The sequence below is a fragment of the Serratia sp. 3ACOL1 genome (genome assembly GCF_003668775.1).
GTDB classification, from domain to species: Bacteria; Pseudomonadota; Gammaproteobacteria; order Enterobacterales; family Enterobacteriaceae; genus Chania; species Chania fonticola.
This window is the reverse complement of the sequence record NZ_CP033055.1, coordinates 5,755,384-5,781,393: the sequence shown is the minus strand read 5'-3', so window position 1 is coordinate 5,781,393 and position 26,010 is coordinate 5,755,384. Positions and strand designations below refer to the sequence as shown.

Genomic DNA, 26,010 nt, shown 5'->3' with positions numbered 1-26,010 from the left:
TCCAACTGGCTGCAGAGACAATATTATTATGACCGCATGCAATATGAGACAGTATTCAGCCTGATGTTGCCCCACAGACAAAGTAAATAGCTTGTTAATAACCATTAGCTTTCACTGCTCCCAAAAAGGAAACACCTGGCTACAGCCCTTCACACCTAATTTAGCCGGGGAAATACCGGCACAATTCGGCAACACCATCAAGCGCCGTCTCAGCATCTTTCCCTGCAATAAAGTTGAAAACTAAAACGGCATATTACGTATTTATCACCTACTGCATTACCTATACTCAGCACACGTCAGGTTGCCGGTGTATTGGCGGTTATCCATGACCCAAGTTATTTACCGCAGTGTGACTTATCGGGATATTTTCACCCATTACTTTCCCGCAATGATTAACGATTGATTAAAAAGAAAGGCCACCAGAACAACAGGTCCCCTGGATCCAAAAACGTAAAAAATTAGCGACAAGCGGAGAACAGCATGAGCCAGAGCAAGGCCTTCAAAGCGCCATTTTTGTTAGCGGTCATCAGTATCTATTTGAGTTATTTTCTCCACGGCGCCAGCGTCATTACGCTGGCGCAAAACATGACGCCACTGGCCGAGAAGTTCGGCACCGACAACGCGGGTATTGCCTACCTGATATCCGGTATTGGGTTGGGCCGGCTAGTCAGTATTCTGTTCTTCGGTGTGATATCGGATAAGTTTGGCCGCCGCGCCGCCATTTTGATCGGCGTCGCCCTGTATATTCTGTTCTTCTTTGGCATCCCGGCCAGCCCTAATCTGATCGTCGCCTTTGGCCTGGCGGTTTGCGTTGGCGTTGCCAATGCGGCGCTTGATACCGGCGGCTATCCTGCCCTGATGGAGAGCTATCCCAAGACTTCCGGCTCGGCGGTGATCCTGGTGAAAGCCATGGTCTCTTTCGGCCAGATGTTTTATCCGATGCTGGTCAGCTACCTGCTGGTCAGCCACATCTGGTACGGCTACGCGATGGTTATCCCGGGGATCCTGTTCGTCCTGATCACCTTGCTGCTGCTTAAAAGCAAGTTCCCCAGCCAGCTGGTTGATGCCTCCGTGGCTAAAGAGTTGCCGCAGATGAACAGTAAGCCGCTGGCCTGGTTGGAGGGCGTCTCCTCCGTTATCTTCGGCGTGGCCGCATTCTCTACCTTCTACGTGATCGTGGTCTGGATGCCGAAATACGCAATGGCATTTGCCGGTATGGCGGAGGCCGACGCGCTGAAAACCATCTCCTGGTATAGCCTTGGCTCGCTGATGTGCGTGTTTATCTTCGCCCTGCTGTTAAAAAGCACCGTACGCCCGGTGTGGGCCAACGTGTTTAACGCCGGTGTTTCGGTGATCGCGGCAACCATTATCTATCTGTATCCGTCACCGCTGGTTTGTAACCTTGGCGCCTTTGCGATTGGTTTCTCTGCCGCCGGTGGGATATTGCAGCTTGGCGTCTCCGTCATGTCGGAGTTTTTCCCGAAAAGCAAAGCCAAGGTCACCAGCGTTTATATGATGATGGGCGGGTTAGCCAACTTCTTGATCCCATTGATTACCGGCTACCTCTCCACCATTGGTTTGCAATACATCATCCTGCTGGATATCGCCTTTGCCCTGCTGGCATTTGTTACCGCCATCATCGTCTTCATTCGCTATTACAGAGTATTCAAAGTCCCGCAAAGTGACCTGCGATTGGGTGAGCGCTTTTTCCAATAACCCAAAACAGCAATTACGCAGGTTTGCGCCCCACACGAACATGGTTAGACAAGGAGTTTAGAATGGATGTAACCGCAAAATATGAGCTTATCGGGCTGATGGCCTATCCGATCAGACACAGCTTATCGCCAGAGATGCAAAATAAAGCATTGGATAAAGTCGGGCTACCTTTTACCTATATGGCTTTCGAAGTCGACACCACCACCTTCGCCAGCGCCATTGAAGGGCTGAAGGCGTTAAAAATGCGCGGCACCGGCGTCTCGATGCCTAACAAGCAGTTTGCCTGCCAGTATGTCGATGAGTTGACGCCAGCGGCCAAACTGGTCGGCGCTATCAACACCATCGTCAACGACGATGGCTATCTGCGCGGCTATAACACCGACGGTACCGGGCATATTCGGGCCATCAAGGAAACCGGTTTTGATATCAAGGGCAAAACCATGGTGCTGGTCGGCGCGGGTGGCGCATCTACCGCTATCGGCGCTCAGGCCGCCGTTGAAGGCATCAAAGAGATCAAGCTGTTTAATCGTAAGGACGAGTTCTTTGAACAGGCGCTCGCCTTCGCCAAACGGGTCAACGACAACACCGACTGCAAGGTAACCGTGACCGATCTGGCAGACCAGCAAGCGTTTGCCAGCGCCATAGCCAGCGCGGATATCCTGACTAATGGCACCAAGGTCGGGATGAAGCCGTTGGAAAACGAGAGTATCGTCAGCGACATCGCCATGCTGCGCCCGGAACTGCTGGTGACGGAGTGCGTGTATAACCCGCACATGACCAAGTTGCTGCAAATGGCCCAACAGGCAGGTTGCAAAACGGTGGACGGTTACGGCATGTTGTTATGGCAAGGCGCCGAACAGTTCAAACTTTGGACTGGCAAGGATTTCCCACTGGAATACGTTAAGCAGGTGATGGGATTCGAGGCGTAGCATTCCCGTAGCGCGTGGTGATGGGCTTAAATCACCACCTTATTGATTGCGGCAAAACAGCATGCAAAAGGTAAAAATGAAAACCATAACCGTAAAAAACATTGTGTTCGGCGAAGGCGCGCCAAAAATCATTGTCTCGCTGATGGGTAAAGATATCCCTAGTGTGGTGGCTGAAGCGCAGGATTATCGTCACGCCGATTTCGATATTCTGGAGTGGCGCGTCGATCATTTTGCGGATGTTGCCACGCTCAGCAACGTGATAGCCGCCGCACGTCAGATCAAAGAGATCATTGCCGACAAGCCGCTGCTGTTCACCTTCCGCAGCGCCCAGGAAGGCGGTGAGCAGGCGTTGCCCGCACAGGCCTATATCGCGCTCAATCTGGCGGCGGTGGACAGCGGCCTGGTCGATATGATCGATCTGGAGCTGTTTACCGGTGACGAACTGGTCAAAGAGGCCGTGGCCCATGCCCACGCCAAGAACGTCAAAGTCATCATGTCGAATCATGATTTCCATAAAACGCCGCCGCAGGAGGAAATCGTCAAACGCCTGTGCAAAATGCAGGAATTGGGCGCCGATATTCCGAAAATCGCCCTGATGCCGCAAAACAAAAGTGACGTATTGACGCTGCTGGCCGCGACGCTGGAAATGCACGAGAAGCATGCCCACGGGCCGATAATCACCATGTCGATGGCCAAAACCGGCATTGTGTCCCGGCTAGCGGGCGAAACCTTTGGCTCAGCGGCTACCTTTGGCGCAGTCAAGAAAGCCTCCGCACCTGGGCAAATCTCCGTCACGGATTTACGCACCATATTAACGATACTGCATTAATTCAGTGGTGCACTGATATTACTGTCGGCGGGAATAATAGTATTCCCGCCGAATAAAACAAGTCACTAAAAAGAGCATTCAATTTTAATGCAGCTTAATTGCGGCATCCGCACGCCTGCGTGTGGGTTTGGTCGCCCCGCAAAATAAATGCATCGGTCATCAACAGGAGTAGTTATGGATCTGGTAAAGCCGAAAAGAATCAATGGCAGAGTCCCGGTATTATCGGCACAAGAGGCGGTAAATTATATTCCTGACGAAGCCACCTTGTGCGTATTAGGGGCCGGTGGCGGTATTCTGGAGGCCACCACCTTAATTACCGCGCTGGCAGAGAAATATCAAACCACGCAAACCCCGCGTGACCTGTCATTAATCAGCCCGACAGGGTTAGGTGACCGGGCCGATCGTGGCATCAGCCCGCTGGCACAGGTTGGGCTGGTGAAATGGGCGCTGTGCGGGCATTGGGGGCAATCCCCACGCATCTCCGATCTGGCCGAGCAGAACAAGATTGCGGCCTACAACTATCCCCAAGGCGTGTTGACCCAAACCCTGCGGGCCGCAGCGGCGCACCAGCCGGGGATTTTAAGCGAAATCGGGATTGGTACCTTCGTCGATCCGCGCCAGCAGGGCGGCAAACTCAATGAAGTGACCAAAGAAGATCTCATCAAGCTGGTCGAGATCGATAACCAGGAATATCTCTACTACAAGGCCATTGCGCCCAACGTCGCCTTTATTCGCGCCACCACCTGCGACAGCGAAGGCTATGCCTCGTTCGAAGACGAGGTGATGTATCTGGACGCGCTGGTGATTGCCCAGGCGGTGCACAACAACGGCGGCATCGTGATGATGCAGGTGCAAAAGATGGTCAAGAAGGCGACGCTGCACCCTAAATCGGTGCGTATCCCTGGCTATCTGGTTGATATCGTGGTGGTCGATCCACAGCAGACGCAGCTGTATGGCGGCGCCCCGGTGAACCGCTTTATTTCCGGCGATTTCGTGCTCGATGACAGCACCCAAATCGCCCTGCCCCTTAACCAGCGCAAACTGGTGGCGCGACGTGCACTATTTGAGATGCGTAAAGGAGCGGTGGGCAACGTTGGGGTGGGCATTGCCGACGGCATCGGCCTGGTCGCTCGCGAAGAGGGGTGTGCCGATGATTTCGTGCTGACGGTCGAAACCGGCCCCATCGGCGGTATTACCTCTCAGGGCGTGGCCTTCGGTGCGAACGTCAACACCCGCGCCGTGCTGGATATGACCTCTCAGTTCGATTTCTACCACGGCGGTGGGCTGGATGTCTGTTACCTGAGCTTTGCCGAAGTGGATCAACAGGGCAACGTCGGCGTGCATAAATTCAACGGCAAAATCATGGGAACCGGTGGCTTTATCGATATCAGCGCGACGTCGAAAAAGATTGTGTTCTGCGGCACCCTGACCGCCGGCAGTTTAAAAACCGAGGTCGCCGACGGCAAGCTGAACATTGTGCAGGAAGGACGTGTCAAAAAATTCATCAAGCAATTACCAGAGATCACCTTTAGCGGCAAAATCGCGCTCGAACGGGGATTAGACGTGCGCTACATCACCGAACGCGCCGTCTTTACGCTCAAAGCCGATGGTCTGCACCTGGTTGAAATTGCCCCCGGCGTCGATCTGGAAAAAGACATTCTGGCAAAAATGGATTTCGCCCCGGTTATTTCCCCGCAGTTAAAACTGATGGACGAAAGACTGTTTATCGACGGCGTCATGGGTTTCACTTTACCTGAAGCAGTATATTAAAAGGAGTAAGGCTATGGACTTTTCTTTAACTGAAGAGCAGGAACTGCTGCTTGCCAGTATTCGGGAACTGATCGGCAATAACTTTTCGGAAGAGTATTTCCGCACCTGCGATCAGACCTCAACCTACCCTACCGAGTTTATGCGCGCGCTCGCCGATAGCGGTATTTCCCTGTTAGGTGTGCCGGAAGAGTTCGGCGGCATTCCGGCGGACTATGTCACCCAGATGCTGGCGCTGATGGAAGTCTCCAAATGTGGCGCACCGGCGTTCCTGATCACCAACGGCCAGTGTATTCACAGCATGCGTCGTTTCGGCTCAGCCGAACAGCTGCGCAAGACGGCAGAAAGTACGCTGGCCACCGGCGATCCGGCCTATGCGCTGGCCCTGACCGAACCAGGCGCAGGCTCGGACAATAGCGCCGCGACCACCACCTACACCCGTAAAAACGGCAAGGTGTATCTGAACGGGCAAAAAACCTTTATCACCGGTGCGAAAGAATACCCGTATATGCTGGTACTGGCGCGCGATCCCGAGCCCAAAGATCCGAAAAAGGCCTTCACCCTGTGGTGGATGGAATCCAATAAGCCGGGCATTAAGGTCAATCCGCTGCACAAGATCGGCTGGCACATGCTGAGCACCTGCGAAGTTTACCTCGATAACGTTGAGGTGGATGAGAGCGATATGGTCGGTGAAGAAGGCATGGGCTTCCTCAATGTGATGTACAACTTTGAAATGGAACGCCTGATCAACGCCGCACGCAGCGCCGGCTTCGCCGAGTGCGCGTTTGAAGATGCCGCCCGTTACGCCAACCAGCGTATCGCCTTCGGCAAGCCGATCGGCCATAACCAGATGATCCAGGAAAAGCTGGCGCTGATGGCGATCAAGGTCGACAACATGCGCAATATGGTGATGAAGGTCGCCTGGCAGGCGGATCAGAAGCAGTCACTGCGCACTAGCGCCGCGCTGTGTAAGCTCCACTGCGCCCGTACGGCGATGGAAGTCATTGATGATGCCATCCAGATCATGGGCGGGCTGGGCTATACGGATGAGGCTCGCGTTTCCCGCTTCTGGCGTGACGTGCGCTGCGAAAGGATTGGCGGTGGCACCGATGAAATCATGATTTACATTGCTGGCCGCCAGATCCTGAAAGACTACCAGAGCAAATAAGGCACTAAAACGCCAGGAGGTAGCCAAAGCCAACCTCCTGGCGAGTTATCAATAAGCCACCAGCAGATTCAACCCGGTAAACACACCGGTTCCGCCAAGTTATTATTGAACTGTTTACGATAATCACTTGGGGAACATCCGACATGGCGCATAAATAATTTGGCAAAATGATCGACGTTTTCGTACCCGACCCGCCAGGCGATCTCATTAAGGCTGTTATCGGTATTAGTCAGCGTAAACTTGGCCTCGGTGATCCGGCGTTGAATAACGTAGTTAATCGGCGATATATGATACTCGCGAGCAAACTCATGGCAAATATAGCTGACGCTGGCGCGGAACTTTTTAGCTAGCTGTTCGAGAGTGATCTTTTCACGATAATTATTATTCAAATAAACCAGCACATCCTTCACCAACACATCTTTTTTAATGTATCCCAACTCTGAACGGTAAGCGTTTTTAAAGTTCTCATAAAACAGCGCGGTGAGGGCATAACCATAAGCATCATAAATCGATGAGGTTAACTCGTTTTTCTGCTGGGGTAACCTGACGCCAAGTTCATGAAGGATCGTTTTTATCACCTCCCCCCCTTGCCCAACGGAAACTACCGGGCAGGAGTGAGGCTGTAAAATCTGATTTTCTTCCCAGCCCTGAAATTTGAAACCATAGACAGCGCAGGTATAGGTGGTGGCCGGGGAGGCGCTGTCCGATGCCACCGCGTGCAGCCGGCCAGGCTCAATAACCACGATATCACCAGCGTGTGCCACGTAGTAAGAGGAGTCGATGACCAGCCTGGCCACCCCCTGCTTAACGTAAATCAGCTCGCTCTCATCATTATGCACATGATGCCCAGACTCCCAGTTGGGATCGTCACTGATGACGAACCGCGAGAGTTTTGGCGTCATCCCCTGCGCAAAAAGGGCTTCTTTTTTATTATCGAAACAGCGCTGAAACATGGCAACCTCCACACAATACAGTTGGCTTTGGCAAAATGATCAGTGGCTAAAATAGAGCGACAGAAAACAATATACAATATGAGCCCAGACGACTAAAACAAGATAGTTTGCCCCGCATGCAAGATGGCACGAAAATAAAATCTCTACGATCGCGCCGCCAGCTTACCTTGCTCACTGGCAAACCACTTTCCCGCACGGCAATCCATCCGTTATTAGCCGTTTTTTTGCAAGATTGTTAGCAACAAAAACAGATTATCCAGTCGTAAATCCCCCTGCGCACTCGCAATATATTGTCATGCTTTTTGTCCTTTCCGCTGATAGAACGCTCTCTGCCGCCAGCGAGCGACCCACAGGAGATATCATGAAAATAATAACCTGCTTTAAGCTGGTCCCCGAAGAGCAAGATATTGTGGTTACCGCACAACGTACGCTCGATTTCGATCACGCCGAAGCCAAAATCAGTCAGTTCGATTTGAATGCGATCGAGGCAGCCACCCAGTTGGCAACCGAGAACGATCAGATTACCGCGCTCTGCGTGGGCGGCTCGCTGCTGCAAAACTCCAAGGTGCGTAAGGACGTGCTGTCGCGCGGCCCTCATGAGCTTTATCTGGTGCAGGATGCGCAACTGGAAAACGCGCTGCCGATGGATACCGCACACGCGCTAGCCGCCGCCGCAGACAAAATCGGCTTTGATCTGATGCTGTTTGGTGAAGGTTCCGGGGATTTATACGCCCAGCAGGTGGGCCTGTTGGTTGGGGAGATCTTGCAGCTCCCTACCGTTAATGCCGTTAGCCAGATCCAGTTTGCCGGTGACCGTGTGCTGGTTGAGCGCACGCTAGAAGAAGAGGTGGAAGTGCTTGAACTGCCACTTCCAGCGGTGATCTGCGTAACCTCAGACATTAACGTTCCTCGTATTCCGACGATGAAGGCGATCCTCGGCGCCGGGAAAAAGCCGGTCAATCAGTGGCAAGCCAATGACATTGCCTGGAGCCAGACGCCGCCTTTGGCCGAGCTGGTCGAGATCACCGTACCGCCACAGAAACAGCGCCAACGCATCATTCTGGAAAACGACTCGCCGGAAGCCATTGCCGAGCTGGCGGACCATCTGAAAAAAGCGCTGAACTAACCCACGACTGGAGAAAATCATCATGAGTAAACTGACAAACGTATGGGTGTTCAGCGACAACGTTGAGCGCTACGGCGAACTGATGGCAGGCGCACGCCAGTGGGGCGAGCATGTTTATGCCATCGTGCAGGACAGCGAACAGGTTGCCAGGCTCAAGTCTCTGGGTGCAGACGGCATCTACGTGCTGGAGAAAACCTCCGCACTGCAGCGCATTGAAAATTATGCTGAGACCCTGGCGGATATCCTGAAAGAGGTCAACGGCGAACAGACTCCGGCCCTGGTGCTGATGGCAGCCACCAAACGCGGTAAAGCACTCACCGCCCGCCTGGGGGTGTTACTTAACGCAGCGGTAGTGAACGATGTAACCGCCGTACACGTCGACGGGGCTGATTTCATCGCCGAACACCGTATGTACGGCGGATTGGCCTTCGGTAAGGAAAAAATCAATACCACCACCGCCATCATCACCTTGGCTCCCGGCGTGATGGAGCCTGCCGCTACCGACCCGGCGCATGACTGCCTGGTCACTCAGCTCAGCTATGTTGCCCCACGCCAGGAAATCCTCTGCAAAGAGCGCCGTGCCAAAGCGCTGAGCAGCGTCGATCTCAGCAAGGCCAAACGCGTGGTTGGTGTCGGACGTGGGCTAGCAGCACAGGACGACCTGAAAATGGTCCATGAGCTGGCAGCCTTGTTGGGAGCGGAAGTTGGCTGTTCTCGTCCTATCGCCGAGGGTGAAAACTGGATGGAACGCGAGCGCTATATCGGGGTGTCTGGCGTGCAGTTGAAATCCGATCTCTACCTGATGTTGGGCATTTCCGGGCAAATCCAGCATATGGTCGGCGGCAACGGTGCCAAGATCATTGTCGCGGTGAATAAAGACAAAAACGCCCCGATCTTCAACTATGCCGATTACGGCCTGGTGGGCGACATTTACAAAGTGGTCCCTGCCCTGATCGACCAATTAGGTCGTTAACCCTTTGATACACCGCACGCATCCCGCCGCATACCCGCGGCGGGATAGGGAGCATAAGCATGTCGGATGATAAATTTGATGCCATCGTGGTCGGTGCTGGCGTCGCAGGTGCCGTAGCCAGCTACGTGATGGCGCAGGCCGGGCTGGATGTGCTGGTCATTGAACGCGGCAACAGCGCTGGCAGTAAGAATATGACCGGGGGCCGCCTGTATGCCCATAGCCTGGAACGCATCATGCCGGGATTCGCGGAAGAAGCGCCGGTAGAGCGCAAGGTCACCCGCGAGAAGATCTCTTTCATGACGGAGGAAAGCGCCGTCACGCTCGATTTTCACAGCGAAAAACCGGACATTGCCGCTCAGGCGTCTTATACCGTGCTGCGCAACCGCTTCGATCCCTGGCTGATGGAAAAAGCCGAACAGGCCGGAGCACAGTTTATCTCGGGCGTCCGCGTCGACGCGCTGATACGGGAAGGTAATCAGGTTACCGGCGTGCAGGCGGGCGACGATATCCTGAAGGCTGACATAGTGATCCTGGCTGACGGCGTGAATTCCATGCTCGGCCGCTCGATTAACCTGTTGCCCCCTTCTTCGCCACATCACTATGCCGTAGGCGTCAAAGAGCTTATCGGTTTATCCCCCTCGGTGATCGAAGATCGCTTTAACCTCTCTGGCAATGACGGGGCCGCCTGGCTGTTTGCCGGTTCTCCGTCCAACGGCCTGATGGGGGGCGGATTTCTCTATACCAACCGGGACTCCATCTCTCTAGGGCTGGTATGCGGCCTGGGAGAGATTGGCCACGCGGGGAAAAGCGTGCCCCAGATGCTGGAGGACTTTAAGCAGCACCCATCCATTCGCCCGCTGATCCAGGGTGGAAAGCTGCTGGAGTACGGTGCTCACCTGGTTCCGGAAGGTGGCAAGGCGATGATACCCACGCTGGCTGACGGCGGCGTAATGATCGTCGGCGATGCGGCAGGATTCTGCCTGAACCTGGGCTTTACCATACGCGGCATGGATCTGGCCATTGCATCGGCCCAGGCGGCTGCCAATACGGCCATTGCGGCCAAGCAGCGGCAGAACTTTTCCGCCAGCAGCCTGGGGGAATATAAGCACGCCTTGGAGCAAAACTGTGTGATGCATGAGGTGCACCACTTCCGCAAAATCCCTGCGCTGATGGAAAACCCGCGCCTGTTTACGCAGTATCCGCGCATGGTCGCGGACATCATGGGGATATGTTCACCATCGATGGCAGCCCTACCCAGCCCGTGCGTAAGGCTCTGATGAAAAGGGTGAAACAGATTGGGCTGATGAATTTATTAAAAGACGGCATCAAGGGGGCGACAGCGCTATGAGCAACGAAAATCCGGTCAACGTAGACGTCAAGCTGGGCATCAACAAGTTCCATGTTAATGAGGGCCACCCGCACATCATTCTGGTGGATAACCCCAATATGGACGAGTTCCGTAAGCTGATGCTGGCCTGCCCTGCCGGGCTGTATAAGCAAGACAGCGCAGGCAATATCCATTTCGATTCTGCCGGTTGTCTGGAGTGCGGCACCTGCCGCGTGCTGTGCGGCGACACCATTCTTAAGCAGTGGGAATATCCTTTGGGGACGTTTGGCGTCGAGTTTCGCTACGGGTGAGCGTCTGCCTGAAAGAGCGTGCCAGCCCCTCACCCCAACCCTCTCCCGTAGGGAGAGGGAGCTGATAGCCCTTGCACTTTTGGCAGTAAAGAGACCATCTCAGCAAACCGCTCGTCACTCATCAAAGGTGAGTCACTACAATTTCAAACACGCTCGATCGGTCCCCTCTCCCTGTGGGAGAGGGTTAGGGTGAGGGGCAATGTTTACCGGACCAGAACAGTTCAACATCCCCCCAGAAATAATGAATAGAGATAAACAATGAGTGTCACGATAAAACTCAATCCCGAACGCCGGGCCAAATACCGGCAACAGGGTTTTTGGGGCGACGCCTCGCTTGCCGATTACTGGCATCAAACCCTGCAGGCCATGCCGGAAAAAATTGCCGTGATCGACAATCGGGGGACTTCCTACACTTATGCCGCCCTCGACCGCGCGGCAAGTAGCTTGGCAACATGGCTGATCTCCTGCGGTATTCAACCGGGTGACCGCGTCGCATTTCAGCTTCCCGGCTGGTGTGAGTTTACCGTGATCTACCTGGCCTGCCTGAAAACGGGGGCGGTTTCCGTTCCCCTGCTCCCCTCCTGGCGAGAGGCCGAGCTGGTCTGGGTGCTGAACAAATGCCAGGCCAAGGTGCTGTTCGCGCCAACCTCGTTCAGAAACACCCGGCCAATTGACCTCATCCTGCCGCTGCGGGATCAGCTTCCCGATCTGCTAGAGGTCGTTGCCGTCGACAAGCTTTCCCCCGCAACCGCAACACCTGCACTTAGCCAGTTGCTGCGGGATACTCCGCCACTGACCACACCGATCAGCGTGCATGGCGATGAACTGGCCGCGGTGCTGTTCACCTCTGGCACCGAAGGCAAACCCAAAGGCGTGATGCTGACGCACAATAATATTCTGGCCAGCGAGCGTGCCTACTGCGCGCGGCTCAATCTCACCTGGCTGGATACCTTCCTGATGCCCGCACCGCTGGGGCATGCGACCGGTTTCTTACACGGCGTGACGGCCCCCTTTCTGATTGGCGCACGCAGCGTCCTGCTGGATATCTTTAATCCACTCGATTGCCTTGCCCTGCTGCAACAAGAGCGCTGTACTTGCGTGCTCGGAGCGACGCCTTTTGTCTATGACCTGTTATGCACCCTGCAACAGCAGCCACATGACATCTCATCGCTGCGCTTCTTCCTGTGCGGCGGTACCACCATCCCGAAAAAAATTACCCAGGACTGCCTGCAAATGGGCATTAAACTGCTCAGCGTCTACGGCTCGACGGAAAGTTCGCCCCACTCGGTGGTCAACCTGGACGATCCCCTTTCCCGCGTGCTCAACACCGACGGTTTTGCCGCACCTGGGGTAGAAATCAAAGTGGTGGATAAAGAGCGCAACCCACTCCCCAACGGCGAAGAAGGCGAAGAGGCCTCGCGTGGCCCCAACGTATTTATGGGGTATCTGGATGAACCCGAGCTGACTGCCCGCGCGCTGGATGAGGATGGCTGGTACTACAGCGGTGACCTGTGCCGCATGGATGCTGACGGCTACATTAAAATCACCGGCCGCAAGAAGGATATTATCGTGCGCGGCGGGGAGAATATCAGCAGCCGCGAAGTGGAGGATATTCTGATGCAGCATCCGCGTATCCATGATGCCGCGATTGTCGCCATGCCGGATGAACGATTAGGGGAGAGATCCTGCGCCTACGTGGTGCTAAAGGCCGCTTACGGTTCGCTCACCCTGGAGGAGGTCATCACGTTCTTTGGCCGCAAACGGGTCGCCAAATACAAATACCCGGAACATCTGGTGGTGGTGGACAACCTGCCGCGTAACGCCTCGGGTAAGATACAAAAGTTCCTGCTACGTCAGGATATTATCCAGCGTCTTGGTGAACAGGTCGCTCATTGCTGATCTATGTGGGCGCAGTATGCTGCGCCCCAAGGTAGGAAGCCGGTTATGGCTTTATCAATCTGACTTCTTTGTGTGATCGGCACGTATATCAAGAAAATCAGTATAGGTCACTACGACGCTCTGATTCACTTTCAGATCTTTCAGGCGCGCCTGGATAGCAGGATCTTCAACAGAAACGACCTTCTGACGCCCCGCTGGCCCTTCAAAGGTGATCTCGTGCTTTTTCACATCAATATGCGTGATTTTCAAGGTCAGATTGACCTGATGCACGGCATTGACGTTAGGATTTGGATTGTTCTTGGTGGCATTGCTTTCTTCATAAAGGCTGGTGATCGCCGGTGCAGCCTTATTCAGATCGGTATCAAGTTTAACGATGCGCGAGCGCACTATCGTGGCTTGGATCGTATCCCCCGCCTTTAAATGGGTTAAATCCTTTGCCTGATCGGTCAGTTTAAAACTGACGTTATGCCCTTCTGCCCCAGCCAAAACCACCACACGGTTTTGTTGGTCGACTGAAACCACTTTCGCAGCGAACTGATCGGTTTGGACCTCTCCGGCCAGAGGGATAACGTCTGCATAGGCTGAAGTGATACTGATGGCCAGGAGGGAAAGTGCGGTGGTGGCTTTAATCAACGAGCGGATAACTTTCATTATACAACTATCCTTATTTATCAATGGTCAATCAAACGGAAATGCATTTCCCTACTAGTCATTCATCACTAGCAAAAGAAGTCATGCATTTAAACCACATGGCATTGAATCACCACGCTAATCGTACCACAGTTAGGATAGTCAAAACTTATGCCTCGGGCAAAGGCACAGCAAAAATGCTGTCACGATCCGTGGCCGCAAGCCCTGAAATAACAAATAAAATTGATAGATTTCAACAGGAGAAATGAAAGGCTCTGGCAACAGGGCTCGAACCTGTGTCCAGTCGGATGGAGAGCCGACTGCTCTACCACTGAGCTATACCAGACATCCAAATGACATACTGTTGACTATTTTGATAGAGGTCAATTGATCAACCAGTTTAGTCGTGAAATACCCCCTGCGACCAAGTTAAACTCACCGAACCTGGCCAGCTTTGTTATTCCTACCGCGTTCACCGTGGAGCACAAAATTGTTTAAATACCGGATAAATCGGCTAGCGCTGATCACTGTCATCGCCTTGCCCACCGCTGTCAATGCGGCCCCTAACGTGCAGGTAGGGTTTTCGCCCGAAGGCTCGGCGCGGGCGTTGGTGCTGAACATTATCAGCCATGCACATCAGTCCATCCAAATGATAGGTTATTCTTTTCAGGCACCAGATATCACCCAGGCGCTGGTAGCGGCGCACAATCGGGGAGTGGAGGTGCGCGTGGTAGTCGATAAACGCCGGAATCAGGGCAAAACCAGCCAAACCGCGATTAACTACGCAGCAACTCACGGCATACAGATGCGCATTGATGGGCATTATCATATTCAGCACGATAAGACGATGATTGTCGATGGCAAGACGGTGGAAACCGGCTCGTTTAACTATGCTCCCTCAGCTGAAACACAAAATAGCGAAAACGTGGTGGTACTGCGCCATATGCCCGACGTTACCAGGCAGTTCATCGCACACTGGCAAAGCCGCTGGGATTTGGGCCTGCCTTACAAAGTGAGGCTTGAAGCCACGAAACTGCCACAATAAGTTCATCTGCAAGCGTGGCCACTTCGGGCAAGATACAAAAATTCCTGTTACGTCAGGATATTATTCAGCGTCTTGGTGAAGATGTGTGCTCTGAATCAAAGCGGGAGCAGCATCGCATGCTGCGCCCCTACAGCCGACTATGTAAGGCCCCTACCCATTGGGTTAAGACGGGCGAAGTGTACAGCGCCACGACAATGCCTGGTGTGGTGTTGGACTACTCGGTTAACGCACCCCAAAAACGCCATACTCCACGGTCGCCAGGTAAAAACAGAAGGCCTCTCTGACCATATCGATAAAACGGGGTTTAAGCTCGATGGTCTTGCCATCTTGCCTCAAGTTCAATAAATCCAACCGCTCGGCGGCCTGAAAACATCGCTTGATATGTGAGCGGGATACCGAAAACTCCGTTGATGCTTTTAAATAGTTGTATTGCACCGTTAACGTTTCTTGCCTGAGACTTTCGATATACAGGTGAAACATCATCATGTGTCCCCCATCCTTGGTCAAAAATACGCGGCTATCTGGCACCGCGTCATACACAAACAGTTCTTTCCCTATGACCTGTGTATAATTTTTGAAAAAATCCGCCATGAAATCATCGTGATCAACCCTAGGTGTAAGAGCGAACTCAGGGTAGATCATCGCGTAAGCCAGCAGCAGGCTATCAATCAACTCACGAACCTCATTTACCCCTTTGGCTGTCGGTTGGTAGGTTAATTTGCGTTTATCCTGTTCATCACGCCTGATCGCCAAGCGCCCTCCTACCTGCAAGAAAGAGATAAACGAATCCAAGGCATTACTACTTAACAACTCATTGTTAATACAGAGCTTTTTAACTTCTTTGAAAGAAGGATTATCTAAGCTGTAATAGCCACCTAAAATGGCCGACAAAATAATAGCCCGATTAGCTTTAAATATTATCTTAAAATGAAGAGGGTTAGACAGGTAAATTGGCTTAATCGCATTATAATAAGTCACTACCGCCGCATCCAAACCCTCATTTAGACCAATCTTACGCCTCCTGCCATTGATTATTGACACTACCACGCCACTAGCTCCATCTCAGTTTATTTATCGACAACAAATAAGCAATAAATCAAAACAAAAAAACAGACTAGTGTTAAGCAAGACTAATGTCAATGGTTATACCCCCGATTTATCAAGTAGGTGGATAATAATTTAAGCAATTGAATTTAAACAACTTAATAATCAAAACACCTTAACTAAAATTAATTATAAACAAACTTAATTATAATTATTATAAACACCAAAAATTAATAACAAAAATGGACAGTGACTCATCCAGGGTACTGTGAGAGTCTCATCCCCCCAAGGAAAGGCCTGCTAAAAAGGACACCTATTGCTAATGATTTATGGTTTTTAAGAGGCCTCACACCTGGCAACAAGATAAGGCGTTATGCGTGAGGCCTTTTATATAAGCAACCTCAAGGAAAGGTATAGCCGATTTATACCAAAGACTGCATGTATATATGGAGATTAAAAATGACTATCAAGAAAACCCTGCTAAGCGCTACCGTATTAGCCTCTTTAGCACTGAGCGGTACCGTTCTGGCTGAGGTTCCCCCTGGTTCCCAAGGCAATGGCCAGATCCTGTTCAAAGGCTCGGTGTTAAAAGCCCCTTGCGGTTTAGCTCCAGGTATTGATGGAGACAACCAATCAATCAGCTTGGGACAGGTTTCTGACGCCCAGTTGAACACTATCGGTTACAGCACCCCTATCGAATTTAAAATCAAGCTTATCGGCTGCACGTTTGATCCTAAGGCTGCCGCCGAAACCAAAGTCAACGTCCGTTTCGATGGCATGTCTGTCGGTGGTGCCAATGGTTTCCTGGGGGTCACCGGTGATGCCAAGGGTCTGGCCATCCGCCTGATAGATGCAGCTAACAAACAGGTTAAAATTGCGACAAAATCTGAGCCTTATAGCCTGCGCACCGGAGACAACACCCTGCAATTCTCCGCTCAGGTAGTTGCCTTGGAAGGGGAAGCGGTAGTTGCCGGTCACTATGACGCATTAACCAGCTTCTCTCTGACCTACCTCTAAAACCCCCAAGTGCATTAGCGGTAATTATCACCTAGCAGGTATGGCCTGGCCAAACCTGCTACTTACTAGCGTTCAGAAACTATTATTATGAACAATAAGAAAAATTACTCACCCGCTTCAACCCTATTGTTTTTTATTATTGTTGCGCATTCAGCCCAGGCAAAAAACAATGATATTGAGTTTGAAACCAGGGCATTGGACGTTCTCGATAAACAGAGTGTCAGTCTGAGTAATTTTTCACGCCCTGATTATATTCCGGCGGGAAACTACCTCCTTTTGTTAAAGTTGAATAATAGAACTCTCGACACCCTTCAGTTCCAGATAGTCGATGTCGAAGGTGATAGCAAGGTTTGCTTTACCCCGGAACTGTTGCAGAAATTTGATTTAAAAAGTAGTGCATTGCAGGGAATGTTGGAACGCCACGCACCAAGGGATAGCGCCTGCATTATCGTCCAGGATTATGCAGGCAGCACGCTGAGAATCGATCGAAAAAAGAGCGAACTGCTGTTGACGATCCCGCAAGCCGCTTTAAAGTATAACGATCCCAACTGGACACCACCGGCACAATGGGATGAAGGCATTCCCGGTATCCTGCTTGATTATAACGCCAGTGGCAACGTCTATCAGAATAAGCAGGGTTCAAACTACCTGTCATTATCTGGCTACGGGACTGCCGGTGTGAACTACGGTTCCTGGCGTCTAAGAAGTAGTCATCAGGCATTTTTATATAAAAGCAGACAGGGCGAAAAACAATCCCGCTTCAGCACGCCAACGGTTTACCTGGCGCGCTCACTCAATAATGCCGGTGCCCATTTAACTATCGGCAGAAACTACCTTTCATCCGATGTTTTCGACGCCATTGACTATACCGGGGTTGCCATGGCCAGTGACGACCGCATGCTGCCACCGGCATTGCGTGGCTATGCGCCGGTCATAGAAGGGGTTGCCAACAGCAACGCCAAAATCATCATCACCCGCGGTGATAATAACGTTATCTATGAAAGGATGGTGCCGCCCGGTAACTTTATCATCAACGATCTCACCGACATGACTTCTGGCGAGTTAAAAATGACCATCCGCGAGGAAAATGGTGAGGAGAGAACCTCAACCATTCAAACCTCCAACGTCCCTTTCCTGACGCGTTCCGGTCATGTCAGATATAAAGTCATGCTGGGGCAATCCAATGAAAACAGTGGCGGTTTCAACCCGTATCTCGCCACCGGTGAAGCCTCGCTCGGCATCCTTTCCGGAACGTCACTGTTTGGCGGCTTTATCCTTACCGATAAACAGTACTACGCCATCAACGGGGGGATTGGTTACGATATGAGCGTGCTAGGTGCCCTATCCTTTGACGTAACCCACACCGATGCACAGCTGGCAAACTCCCGCCCGCGGGGCCAAAGCTACCGTATCAACTACTCGAAAATGTTCGACAGCATTGATAGCCAAATTACCTTTGCGGGCTACCGTTTCTCAGAGGAAAACTTCCTGACGCTCAATGATTTTATCACGCTGAAAAACAGTCCGAATTATGTCAGCACCAGCAAGGAAAGTTACAATATCGTCGCCAGCAAGAACTTTACAGATCTCGGTTTTTCACTGAACGCCATTTATAGCAAGCAAACTTACTGGCAGGACGCTTCCGACAGTAATACCTACGGGTTAAGCGTGTCAAAATCCTTTGACTTCGCCGGCATGAAAAACATCAATACCTATCTCTCGGTAAACCGAACCGAGTATAAGAAAAGTTTTTATTCACAGAGCCAGAAAAACAACAACTCGATCTACCTGAGCTTTAATATTCCATTAGGTGACCAAAGCTATATGAATACCGCTATGCGTACCAACAACGGTAAATTATTACCTAGCCTGTCCTATACCAATAATGTTGACCCCAATAATATCTGGTCCGTTGGCGCCAGCGCCTATGACGGCTTGCGGCAAGGTAAGATCAATGCCAACTCTTCGCAAAAAATGGCCAAGGTTGCCACCACCTTAAACGCATCGATGAGTGACGACGATTACTATCTGGGCGGCAGCATCAAGTCCGGCTTCACGGCTACCGCTCATGGCGCCGTTATGCACCGTGACGGCTACTCCGGAAACTCAAGATTGCTGCTCGACACCAAGGGTATTGCCGGTGTTTATGTTGGCAACGGTGACCGCAACGAGCCAACCAACGCTCAAGGCTTGGCCATCATCAATGACGTCCCGGAATATTTCCGTACCGATTACTCGGTTGATGCTAAACGGCTCCCCGATGATGTTGATGGTTCAGTCGCTAACATCCAAACGGTGCTAACCAAAGGGGCGATTGGCTATCGCAGACTGAATGTTTACCGGGGGATCAAAGCATTTATTCGGTTAACCGACCCCCAGGGCCAGCCGATCCCGTTTGGCACCACCGTTGAAGACGCTGCCGAGAAGAGAAGCGTTGGCATGGTGGGTGAAAATGGCGAGGTCTATATTTCCGGAGTCAGCAATGAGTCCACCCTGAAAGCGATGGATGCGGCAGGCCGACACTGTTTCTTCAGCCTGCAGGGCCAGAATGTGTCGCTGTCTTTCAGCTCCTCTACGGTATGTAAAACCCAATAATCTCACAAGGATATTCCCATGTTCCCACAGGCTACCAAGCTATTTTTTATTCTGACGCTGGCAGGTTTGAGCGTTTCCCAAGCCAACGCGGCGATCTCTATTGATAGAACCCGCGTAATTATTATGGGGGATGAAAAATCGGCACAGGTTAATATTATTAACCACAGTAAAAAATTACCTTATCTGGCACAAAGCTGGCTAGAAAATGAAAATGAGGAAAAAATAAACTCCCCCCTTACCGTGCTGCCACCGTTACAACGGCTGGAACAAGACACTACGGTGCAGGTAAACATTACCCCGTTGCCGGCTGCGGCTCAATTACCTCAGGATAGAGAGTCACTGTTCTTCTATAACCTGCAGGAGATCCCACCAAAATCTGATAAGACCAACGCCGTGCAGTTAGCTTTACGGATTAAAATAAAGGTCTTCTACCGCCCTGCGAGCCTGAAAAAAATGGCCACGGAGGTTTGGCAAGAGAAGTTAGTGCTTACCCCCGTCAATAATGGCGTGAAGATCGTCAATCCTACGCCTTTTTATATCGTTATCCCGACCCTCAGCGTAGCGAACAAACCGCTATCACTGTCGGATGAGGCTATAACGCTTAAGCCGCTGAGTGAAGTCACTGTGCCAAACGCGCTGGTAAAAAACCAGGCCATCCAACTACAGTACATTAATGATTATGGCTCTTATAACGCAATAAATTATCATTGCACGGCAAGCCAGTGCGATGTGGTTAAAAACGGTAAAAATCGCCCTTGATATTGAGGCTATTGTTATGATCAAGTTTATTCTAAGCCTCTGTTTAGGGTTGTTCTCTGTTAACTCCACCTGGGCTGATTCATCTATTGCCTGCGATTTTGAGCCAAGCTCTAGCCTCGTTCCTAGCGTAAGCCTCGCGACCCTTATCACGGGAAGAGTCCAAAAGGACACTGAAAAATATAATTGTCAGCAAGACGAAAATGGTATTACGCAATGTGACACTAAACTCATCTGGAGAATTCCCAACGTCACCTACTCCGCCAGCCAAACCACCAGGGTGACCTGCGTCAACTTTAGCGATAAAACAGAGACGATCACCTATAAGTTTGCCAAGGGTAGTGATTTGCATATCCCCATCCCTGCCAATTCTAACGTATGGAAAAACCTGACCTTAACGATCTCCGGCGCGGGCTCGCAGAAAACCTTTAGCAATATTGAAAACATGGAACACGATAAGCTGTTTTCCTGGAGCGATAGCACTTTGGCACCATGCCAAAAGAACTGCTGGGATTTAGCCCTCGCAACGCCGCGCTATACCAAGAATTTAACGTTTGATTTTCGCGTACAACCAAAAATATTTAAAACCGATTTTGTGGTTAACCCTTTCTACGATCTGCAAGACTCGGTCGGTACCCTGTGGATAGCTGCTAGCTCGGATAACGAAATGGCTTGGGGGGTAAGCAGCACCCCCTACTTGATGATCTGCGGCCTTGACATGAAGGTTTACTGCTATCTTAGTACCAGCATCGGTGGTGGTGGTGGCGGCGGTGGCGGCGGTGGTGGTGGTGGCGGCGGTGGTGGTGGTGGATCAATCAAGCCACCGATCAAGCAGTGCACCTTGACCGTTGTCACCCCTGATGTGGTGGCATTCCAGCCGATCTCGTCTGACGATCTCAGCCGTGGCAGAGTCCGTAGTGAGGACTTCACCATGACCGTGATAAAAGGACCAGACCAATCCACCACCTGTATGGGCAGCGCCTATAATCTGCCTGGTGAAATCAAAACCCAAGGCGGTTACCCAATCAGCTCGACCTTTTGGGGGATTAGCCATAGCTCAGGAGCACCACAGGGTATCGGGCTGAAGCTGTTTGATTTAGGTAAAGGTGCCTACTTGAAATTCAATCAAAAATACTCCCGCTTTATTAGTGATATCAGCAGCATCAGCGAATCAAAAAGGATGCGGGCTGAAATATCCGCCACCACCAAGGATCTAAAAAAAATCAAGGATGGTGAATACAGCCAGGTGCTGACCTTCGAAGTTGCCATGCCGTGAATGTTATGGGTAAGGAAAGCAATAATGAACAGTAAATGTTTACTTTTTTTAGCCGCAACGCTGTTGGCAACCACGGCTCATGCGGAAATTACGGCGAGCAGTAGCACTCAGTTTGTGGGGAGGATCACCGTCGCCACCTGCAATATCGTGGTCGGTGACGATGATCAAACGATCAACATGGGCGAAATATCCAGCGCCGAGCTAGATGCCAAAGGGAAATCCACACCGGTGCCCTTCCTCATCAATTTATACGGCTGCGATACAGAAAATAAGAACGTCAAGATTGCGTTCGACAGAACAGGGACCGGCGCATCTGGCAGCCTGATCCCGGTTGATGGCGTGAGTGGTATCGCGTTAGGCCTGCTGGATAGTGATGGCAGCCCACTGTATTTTGGCCGAAAAAACATCGGCCAAAAAATAAAGAAAGGCGATAATACGCTGCTTTTCTCGGCTTACATTGCTAAAACGGGGCAGATTAATTCAGGCACATTTAGCCGCTTGCTTCACTACACGCTTTACTATGATTAACCGCCCTTTGCACCTCGTCATTATTCTGCTTAACGCCTAGGTACCGGCTGGGCTCATTCATTAATGAGCCCAGCTAATTAACCTTAGCAAATTACACCCTCTAATCGAATAAATCACTCTGCGTTATGCTTTTCACATACCACAGTGAAGGGTAGTGCATGCAAACAATAGAACTGAACAACGGTATTGCATGCCCCCTGGTGGGCTTTAGTGTCTTCTAAATGACGCAAAGAACGAGCGCACATCGCGCCGGCCCGGCGATGGTGGAATGGCTCACCGGCCGCAAACTCGACGTTTAACGACATAAAATTGGAGGAACTCCCGAATGCAAACACGTTATCTCGGTAAGTCCGGGCTGGAAGTATCAGCACTGGGCCTGGGCTGCATGGGGTTGAGCTTCGGCTATGGCCCGGCAACGGATACGCGTCAGGCCGTTGAACTGATCCGCGCAGCCGTTGAGCGTGGCGTGACCTTTTTCGATACCGCCGAAGTCTATGGCCCGTATCTGAATGAAGAAGTGGTCGGCGAAGCCTTAAAACCCTTGCGCAATCGGGTCGTGATCGCCACTAAATTTGGCTTTACCTTTGGTGATGACAACAAACAGCAGATTTTAAACAGTCGCCCGGAGCATATCCGCCAGGCGGTGGAAGGCTCATTGCGTAGGCTTAAAACCGACGTGATCGATCTACTGTATCAACACCGCGTCGATCCCGATGTGCCCATTGAAGACGTTGCGGGCACCGTGAAAGATCTGATTGCTGAAGGCAAGGTCAAACACTTCGGCCTGTCAGAGGCTGGCGTACAAACCATTCGCCGCGCTCATGCGGTACAGCCGGTTACCGCCCTACAGAGTGAATACTCAATGTGGTGGCGCCAACCTGAGCAGGAAATCCTGCCGGTGCTGGAAGAGTTAGGCATTGGGTTTGTGCCATTCAGCCCATTGGGCAAAGGCTTTTTGACCGGAGCCATCAAGACCGGCACGACCTTCGGTGAAGATGATTTCCGCAGCAAGGTGCCGCGTTTTGCCGCAGAGGCGCTGGAAGCGAATGAGCAGTTGGTCAGCCTGCTGGCAATGCTTGCCGCAGAGAAAGGCGTGACGTCAGCGCAAATTGCTCTAGCCTGGCTGCTGGCACAAAAACCGTGGATTGTACCCATCCCAGGTACGACCAAACTGCATCGGCTGGAAGAGAATCTGGGGGCCGCCGATCTCATTCTTTCCCAGAATGATTTGCACAAGATAACTCAAGCGCTGGAGAAGGTGAAAATCGTTGGTGAACGTTATCCGGCCGCCTTACAGGCTCGCGTGGGTCGTTAAGGTTTACTCTGGCTTGCGGTTTCCCGCAGGCCATTCAATCACCATAACGCAACGCATCAATCAAAAGAGCAAACGCGGGAGGATGCTGCTTTCTACTTGGGTAATAGAGGTAGTAACCCGGGAAAGAAGGGCACCACTCTTGCAGCACCTGAATAAGTTCTCCGGATTTGACCAAGCCCTGGACCATATCCTCTGGCACGCAGGCAAGGCCAAATCCTGACAGCACCGCGTCTATTCTTTCCGACAACAGATTCAGCGTCAGTTGCCCCTCAACCCTGACGCGCAGCGGCTTACCTGCTTTCTCAAACTCCCAGTGATATAAACCGCCTGCGGTAGGTAAACGCATATTAATGCACCGATGATCTTGCAGTTCATGTGGTGTCTGCGGAATGCTGTTGGTGGCGAAATACGCTGGCGCGCCAACCACCACCATACGCATATCCGGGCCGATCTTCACGGCAACCATGTCCTTATCGACGCTTTCGCCAAGGCGTACTCCGGCATCGAAACGCCCCTCGACAATATCGACAAAGCCGTTATCCACCACCAGCTCAACGTTGATTTCCGGGTATTGCCTTAAAAACGGCTTTAGCTTTGGCCATAGCAGGCTGCGCACCGCGTGCTCGCCCGCCGAAAGCCGGATATTACCGGAAGCGGAACCATTCAGTTGAACGAGGGCTTCCAACTCCTGTTCAAGGTCTGCAATACGAGGTTCGAGACAGGCAATGATCCGCTCACCCGCCTCCGTGGGGGCAACGCTGCGAGTGGTTCTAGTTAGCAGACGCAGGTTTAAACGCTCCTCCAGCGCCTTTATAGCGTGGCTGAGTGCAGACTGTGAAACACCCAGCTTACCCGCCGCTTTGGTAAAACTTCGCTCCCTCGCCACGACGAGAAAAACCTGTAGCTCATTGAAGTTTTCTTTCAGCATGCGTATTTCCTTGGTTGACGTAAACCTTGCCAGTTCGGACCGAACTTATGAAATTGATTCATGGACACTACCATTTTAGCCCCGTTACCGACAAAGGTTGTTGATAACACTCCAACAAAAACGTTCTCGTGCCACCAGATTTTTTGGATGGTGCTATATTTTATGAACTGACCTCTCCCCACCGAGAAGATATATGAAAAAACATCCTTTTAGCGTTGCCGTAGGTGTTTTATCTACCGACATGTCATTTTCGGTGGGCACTGCCAAAGTAGATGAAAAATATCAATATTCATAAATCATTATCGACTACAGTCAATGATAACCCACTAATACACGCCTAACAGACAAGGTGGCGCAACCCATAGCGCTCTTACCTCATCCGTCGGGTTAGTTTACTTAGCCGAGGCCACCATGTTCCTAAATTACTTTGCGTTAGGCGTACTCATTGTTGTCTTCCTCGTCATTTTTTACGGGATCATTATTCTCCATGACATTCCTTATCTGATTGCAAAAGCACGCAATCATCCGCATGCGGACGCGATCCATGTCGCAGGTTGGGTCAGCTTGTTTACTCTGCATGTGATATGGCCTTTTTTATGGATATGGGCAACGTTGTATCGCCCAGAGCGCGGTTGGGGCATGCAAGGCCAGCAAGATCCATTTGCCCGTTTAGAGCAAAGAATAACCGAGCTGGAACAAAGCATCAGCGAAACCAAAACACCTTCTGCGGAGTAACTCCATGGACTTGCTCATTATTCTTACTTATGTCGCGTTGGCCTATGGCATATTCAAAATATTTAAAATTCCGGTCAACAAATGGACGGTTCCTACCGCAGCATTGGGGGGCGTTGTTTTAGTGGGCGCTCTGATTTTATTAATGAATTATAACCACCCCTATACTTTTCAAGCGCAAAAGGCCGTGGTTTCCATTCCCATCACACCGCAGGTGACTGGCATTGTCAGTGAGGTTACTGATAAGCAGAATACCTTTATAAAAAAAGGTGACGTACTTTTTAAAATAGAGCCCACGCGATACCAGGCGCGTGTCGATAGATTACAGGCCGATTTAATGACGGCAATCCATAGCATCCAGGTGCTTCAGGGACAATTAGATGAAGCCGTCGCCCATACCTCGGGGGTAATTGCCGAACGCGATCGTTTATATAAAGACTACCAGCGCTATCTTAGAGGGAGTCGGGCCAAGGTAAACCCGTTCTCCGAAAGCGATATTGATAACGCCAGACAAAATTTTCTGGCACAGGATGCGCTGGTGAAAAGTTCATTGGCTGAACAGGCACAGATTAAAAGCCAGTTAAACAGCGTCGTCAACGGAGAACAGTCGCAGATTGTCAGCCTCCGGGCCCAGTTAACGGAAGCCAAATACAATCTCGACCAGACCGTGGTTCGCGCCCCAAGTAATGGCTATGTAACCCAAGTGCTTATCCGCCCAGGAACTTACGCGGCGGCGTTGCCACTGCGCCCGGTAATGGTGTTTATCCCGCAACAAAAACGGCAAATCGTCGCGCAGTTCAGACAAAATTCGCTATTACGCCTGAAATCGGGCGATCAAGCCGAGATCGTCTTCAATGCGCTACCTGGCCAGGTATTTCAGGGGAGACTGACCAGCATACTTCCCGTCGTTCCCAGCGGGACGTACCAGGCGCAGGGAACCCTGCAATCATTGAGCATGATACCGGGCTCCGATGGCGTGCTGGCGGTGATTGAGTTAGAGCCGAATGCGGATGTTGATGCTTTGCCAGATGGCATATTTGCCCAGGTGGCGGTGTATTCCGACCACTTTACCCATGTTTCCGTGATGCGTAAGGTGCTGTTACGCATGACAAGCTGGATGCACTATCTCTATCTTGATCATTGATC

22 protein-coding genes, 1 tRNA gene and 1 pseudogene are annotated in these 26,010 nt (G+C 51.5%); 19 read left to right on the top strand and 5 right to left on the bottom strand.

Going from position 1 to position 26,010, the window contains the following annotated elements:
• Positions 1-480: 480 nt before the first annotated feature.
• The 5 genes from D9980_RS26190 (at position 481) to D9980_RS26170 (ending at position 6,409) form a co-directional block, all read left to right on the top strand.
• A complete protein-coding gene (locus tag D9980_RS26190; RefSeq protein WP_024483676.1) occupies positions 481-1,716 on the top strand; it encodes an MFS transporter in 1,236 nt (411 codons plus the stop codon).
• 62 nt (positions 1,717-1,778) lie between these two features.
• Positions 1,779-2,645: a quinate/shikimate dehydrogenase gene (gene ydiB / locus D9980_RS26185; protein ID WP_024483675.1), complete on the top strand. Its 867-nt coding sequence runs from the start codon at positions 1,779-1,781 to the stop codon at positions 2,643-2,645.
• A gap of 76 nt (positions 2,646-2,721) precedes the next feature.
• The gene (aroD, locus tag D9980_RS26180; RefSeq protein ID WP_121608874.1) at positions 2,722-3,474 is read left to right on the top strand and encodes a type I 3-dehydroquinate dehydratase; all 753 of its coding nucleotides are present in this window, start codon (positions 2,722-2,724) and stop codon (positions 3,472-3,474) included.
• Between the two features lie 174 nt (positions 3,475-3,648).
• Positions 3,649-5,244, top strand: coding sequence for an acyl CoA:acetate/3-ketoacid CoA transferase (locus D9980_RS26175; RefSeq protein WP_121608873.1), 1,596 nt, complete (start codon positions 3,649-3,651; stop codon positions 5,242-5,244).
• 13 nt (positions 5,245-5,257) lie between these two features.
• Entirely contained in the window at positions 5,258-6,409 is a 1,152-nt protein-coding gene (locus D9980_RS26170; protein ID WP_024483672.1) for an acyl-CoA dehydrogenase, read from the top strand.
• 68 nt (positions 6,410-6,477) lie between these two features.
• Here the strand turns inward: D9980_RS26170 and D9980_RS26165 are convergent, their stop codons facing one another.
• Complete coding sequence (locus D9980_RS26165) at positions 6,478-7,362, bottom strand: AraC family transcriptional regulator (RefSeq protein WP_024483671.1); 885 nt, start codon at positions 7,360-7,362, stop codon at positions 6,478-6,480.
• 361 nt (positions 7,363-7,723) lie between these two features.
• Here D9980_RS26165 and D9980_RS26160 point away from each other — a divergent pair, with 361 nt between their 5' ends.
• The 5 genes and pseudogenes from D9980_RS26160 (at position 7,724) to fadK (ending at position 12,998) form a co-directional block, all read left to right on the top strand.
• Positions 7,724-8,488 carry an electron transfer flavoprotein gene (locus D9980_RS26160; RefSeq protein ID WP_024483670.1) on the top strand — a complete coding sequence of 255 codons (765 nt, stop codon included), beginning with the start codon at positions 7,724-7,726 and terminating at the stop codon, positions 8,486-8,488.
• 22 nt (positions 8,489-8,510) lie between these two features.
• Complete coding sequence (locus D9980_RS26155; protein ID WP_121608872.1) at positions 8,511-9,461, top strand: electron transfer flavoprotein subunit alpha; 951 nt, start codon at positions 8,511-8,513, stop codon at positions 9,459-9,461.
• Between the two features lie 59 nt (positions 9,462-9,520).
• A pseudogene (locus D9980_RS26150) lies at positions 9,521-10,809 on the top strand (FAD-dependent oxidoreductase).
• On the top strand, positions 10,806-11,099 hold the full coding sequence (locus tag D9980_RS26145; protein WP_121608871.1) for a ferredoxin family protein: 294 nt from the start codon (positions 10,806-10,808) through the stop codon (positions 11,097-11,099). The pseudogene D9980_RS26150 and the gene D9980_RS26145 overlap by 4 nt, the downstream one beginning before the upstream one ends.
• A 258-nt stretch (positions 11,100-11,357) precedes the next feature.
• Positions 11,358-12,998 carry a medium-chain fatty-acid--CoA ligase gene (gene fadK / locus D9980_RS26140; RefSeq protein WP_121608870.1) on the top strand — a complete coding sequence of 547 codons (1,641 nt, stop codon included), beginning with the start codon at positions 11,358-11,360 and terminating at the stop codon, positions 12,996-12,998.
• Between the two features lie 54 nt (positions 12,999-13,052).
• On the opposite strand, the gene D9980_RS26135 is transcribed toward fadK, so the two are convergent.
• On the bottom strand, positions 13,053-13,649 hold the full coding sequence (locus tag D9980_RS26135; RefSeq protein ID WP_121608869.1) for a hypothetical protein: 597 nt from the start codon (positions 13,647-13,649) through the stop codon (positions 13,053-13,055).
• 252 nt (positions 13,650-13,901) lie between these two features.
• A tRNA-Glu gene (locus D9980_RS26130) sits at positions 13,902-13,974 on the bottom strand.
• Between the two features lie 144 nt (positions 13,975-14,118).
• Between D9980_RS26130 and D9980_RS26125 the strand changes: the two genes are divergently transcribed.
• On the top strand, positions 14,119-14,673 hold the full coding sequence (locus D9980_RS26125; RefSeq protein WP_370454279.1) for a phospholipase D family protein: 555 nt from the start codon (positions 14,119-14,121) through the stop codon (positions 14,671-14,673).
• A 222-nt stretch (positions 14,674-14,895) separates the two neighbouring features.
• Here the strand turns inward: D9980_RS26125 and D9980_RS26120 are convergent, their stop codons facing one another.
• On the bottom strand, positions 14,896-15,714 hold the full coding sequence (locus tag D9980_RS26120) for a hypothetical protein (RefSeq protein WP_162304340.1): 819 nt from the start codon (positions 15,712-15,714) through the stop codon (positions 14,896-14,898).
• A gap of 462 nt (positions 15,715-16,176) precedes the next feature.
• On the opposite strand from D9980_RS26120, the gene D9980_RS26115 reads away from it, so the two are divergent.
• From D9980_RS26115 to D9980_RS26090, 6 genes are all read left to right on the top strand, one after another.
• Entirely contained in the window at positions 16,177-16,734 is a 558-nt protein-coding gene (locus D9980_RS26115) for a fimbrial protein (RefSeq protein WP_162304339.1), read from the top strand.
• Positions 16,735-16,821: 87 nt separating this feature from the next.
• Entirely contained in the window at positions 16,822-19,329 is a 2,508-nt protein-coding gene (locus D9980_RS26110; RefSeq protein ID WP_121608866.1) for a fimbria/pilus outer membrane usher protein, read from the top strand.
• Between the two features lie 123 nt (positions 19,330-19,452).
• Entirely contained in the window at positions 19,453-20,088 is a 636-nt protein-coding gene (locus tag D9980_RS26105; RefSeq protein ID WP_162304338.1) for a fimbria/pilus periplasmic chaperone, read from the top strand.
• Positions 20,057-21,361: a fimbrial protein gene (locus tag D9980_RS26100; RefSeq protein ID WP_121608864.1), complete on the top strand. Its 1,305-nt coding sequence runs from the start codon at positions 20,057-20,059 to the stop codon at positions 21,359-21,361. Before D9980_RS26105 ends, D9980_RS26100 begins: the two co-directional genes overlap by 32 nt.
• Positions 21,362-21,385: 24 nt before the next feature.
• Positions 21,386-21,889, top strand: coding sequence for a fimbrial protein (locus D9980_RS26095; protein WP_162304337.1), 504 nt, complete (start codon positions 21,386-21,388; stop codon positions 21,887-21,889).
• Between the two features lie 325 nt (positions 21,890-22,214).
• A complete protein-coding gene (locus D9980_RS26090; RefSeq protein ID WP_121608862.1) occupies positions 22,215-23,204 on the top strand; it encodes an aldo/keto reductase in 990 nt (329 codons plus the stop codon).
• 34 nt (positions 23,205-23,238) lie between these two features.
• Here D9980_RS26090 and D9980_RS26085 read toward each other — a convergent pair whose 3' ends face one another.
• Positions 23,239-24,132 carry a LysR family transcriptional regulator gene (locus D9980_RS26085; RefSeq protein ID WP_024483662.1) on the bottom strand — a complete coding sequence of 298 codons (894 nt, stop codon included), beginning with the start codon at positions 24,130-24,132 and terminating at the stop codon, positions 23,239-23,241.
• 411 nt (positions 24,133-24,543) lie between these two features.
• Here D9980_RS26085 and D9980_RS26080 point away from each other — a divergent pair, with 411 nt between their 5' ends.
• Positions 24,544-24,867: a DUF3302 domain-containing protein gene (locus D9980_RS26080; protein WP_071681216.1), complete on the top strand. Its 324-nt coding sequence runs from the start codon at positions 24,544-24,546 to the stop codon at positions 24,865-24,867.
• A gap of 4 nt (positions 24,868-24,871) precedes the next feature.
• Positions 24,872-26,008, top strand: coding sequence for an HlyD family secretion protein (locus D9980_RS26075; protein ID WP_121608861.1), 1,137 nt, complete (start codon positions 24,872-24,874; stop codon positions 26,006-26,008).
• Positions 26,009-26,010: the final 2 nt, after the last annotated feature.

Excerpts from the sequence above, each read along its gene's own strand:
- D9980_RS26190 (WP_024483676.1), top strand. The coding sequence starts at position 481 with ATGAGCCAGAGCAAGGCCTTCAAAGCGCCATTTTTGTTAGCGGTCATC.
- ydiB (WP_024483675.1), top strand. The coding sequence starts at position 1,779 with ATGGATGTAACCGCAAAATATGAGCTTATCGGGCTGATGGCCTATCCG.
- aroD (WP_121608874.1), top strand. The coding sequence starts at position 2,722 with ATGAAAACCATAACCGTAAAAAACATTGTGTTCGGCGAAGGCGCGCCA.
- D9980_RS26175 (WP_121608873.1), top strand. The coding sequence starts at position 3,649 with ATGGATCTGGTAAAGCCGAAAAGAATCAATGGCAGAGTCCCGGTATTA.
- D9980_RS26170 (WP_024483672.1), top strand. The coding sequence starts at position 5,258 with ATGGACTTTTCTTTAACTGAAGAGCAGGAACTGCTGCTTGCCAGTATT.
- D9980_RS26165 (WP_024483671.1), bottom strand. The coding sequence starts at position 7,362 with ATGTTTCAGCGCTGTTTCGATAATAAAAAAGAAGCCCTTTTTGCGCAG.
- D9980_RS26160 (WP_024483670.1), top strand. The coding sequence starts at position 7,724 with ATGAAAATAATAACCTGCTTTAAGCTGGTCCCCGAAGAGCAAGATATT.
- D9980_RS26155 (WP_121608872.1), top strand. The coding sequence starts at position 8,511 with ATGAGTAAACTGACAAACGTATGGGTGTTCAGCGACAACGTTGAGCGC.
- D9980_RS26145 (WP_121608871.1), top strand. The coding sequence starts at position 10,806 with ATGAGCAACGAAAATCCGGTCAACGTAGACGTCAAGCTGGGCATCAAC.
- fadK (WP_121608870.1), top strand. The coding sequence starts at position 11,358 with ATGAGTGTCACGATAAAACTCAATCCCGAACGCCGGGCCAAATACCGG.
- D9980_RS26135 (WP_121608869.1), bottom strand. The coding sequence starts at position 13,649 with ATGAAAGTTATCCGCTCGTTGATTAAAGCCACCACCGCACTTTCCCTC.
- D9980_RS26115 (WP_162304339.1), top strand. The coding sequence starts at position 16,177 with ATGACTATCAAGAAAACCCTGCTAAGCGCTACCGTATTAGCCTCTTTA.
- D9980_RS26110 (WP_121608866.1), top strand. The coding sequence starts at position 16,822 with ATGAACAATAAGAAAAATTACTCACCCGCTTCAACCCTATTGTTTTTT.
- D9980_RS26105 (WP_162304338.1), top strand. The coding sequence starts at position 19,453 with ATGGGGGATGAAAAATCGGCACAGGTTAATATTATTAACCACAGTAAA.
- D9980_RS26100 (WP_121608864.1), top strand. The coding sequence starts at position 20,057 with ATGTGGTTAAAAACGGTAAAAATCGCCCTTGATATTGAGGCTATTGTT.
- D9980_RS26095 (WP_162304337.1), top strand. The coding sequence starts at position 21,386 with ATGAACAGTAAATGTTTACTTTTTTTAGCCGCAACGCTGTTGGCAACC.
- D9980_RS26090 (WP_121608862.1), top strand. The coding sequence starts at position 22,215 with ATGCAAACACGTTATCTCGGTAAGTCCGGGCTGGAAGTATCAGCACTG.
- D9980_RS26085 (WP_024483662.1), bottom strand. The coding sequence starts at position 24,132 with ATGCTGAAAGAAAACTTCAATGAGCTACAGGTTTTTCTCGTCGTGGCG.
- D9980_RS26080 (WP_071681216.1), top strand. The coding sequence starts at position 24,544 with ATGTTCCTAAATTACTTTGCGTTAGGCGTACTCATTGTTGTCTTCCTC.
- D9980_RS26075 (WP_121608861.1), top strand. The coding sequence starts at position 24,872 with ATGGACTTGCTCATTATTCTTACTTATGTCGCGTTGGCCTATGGCATA.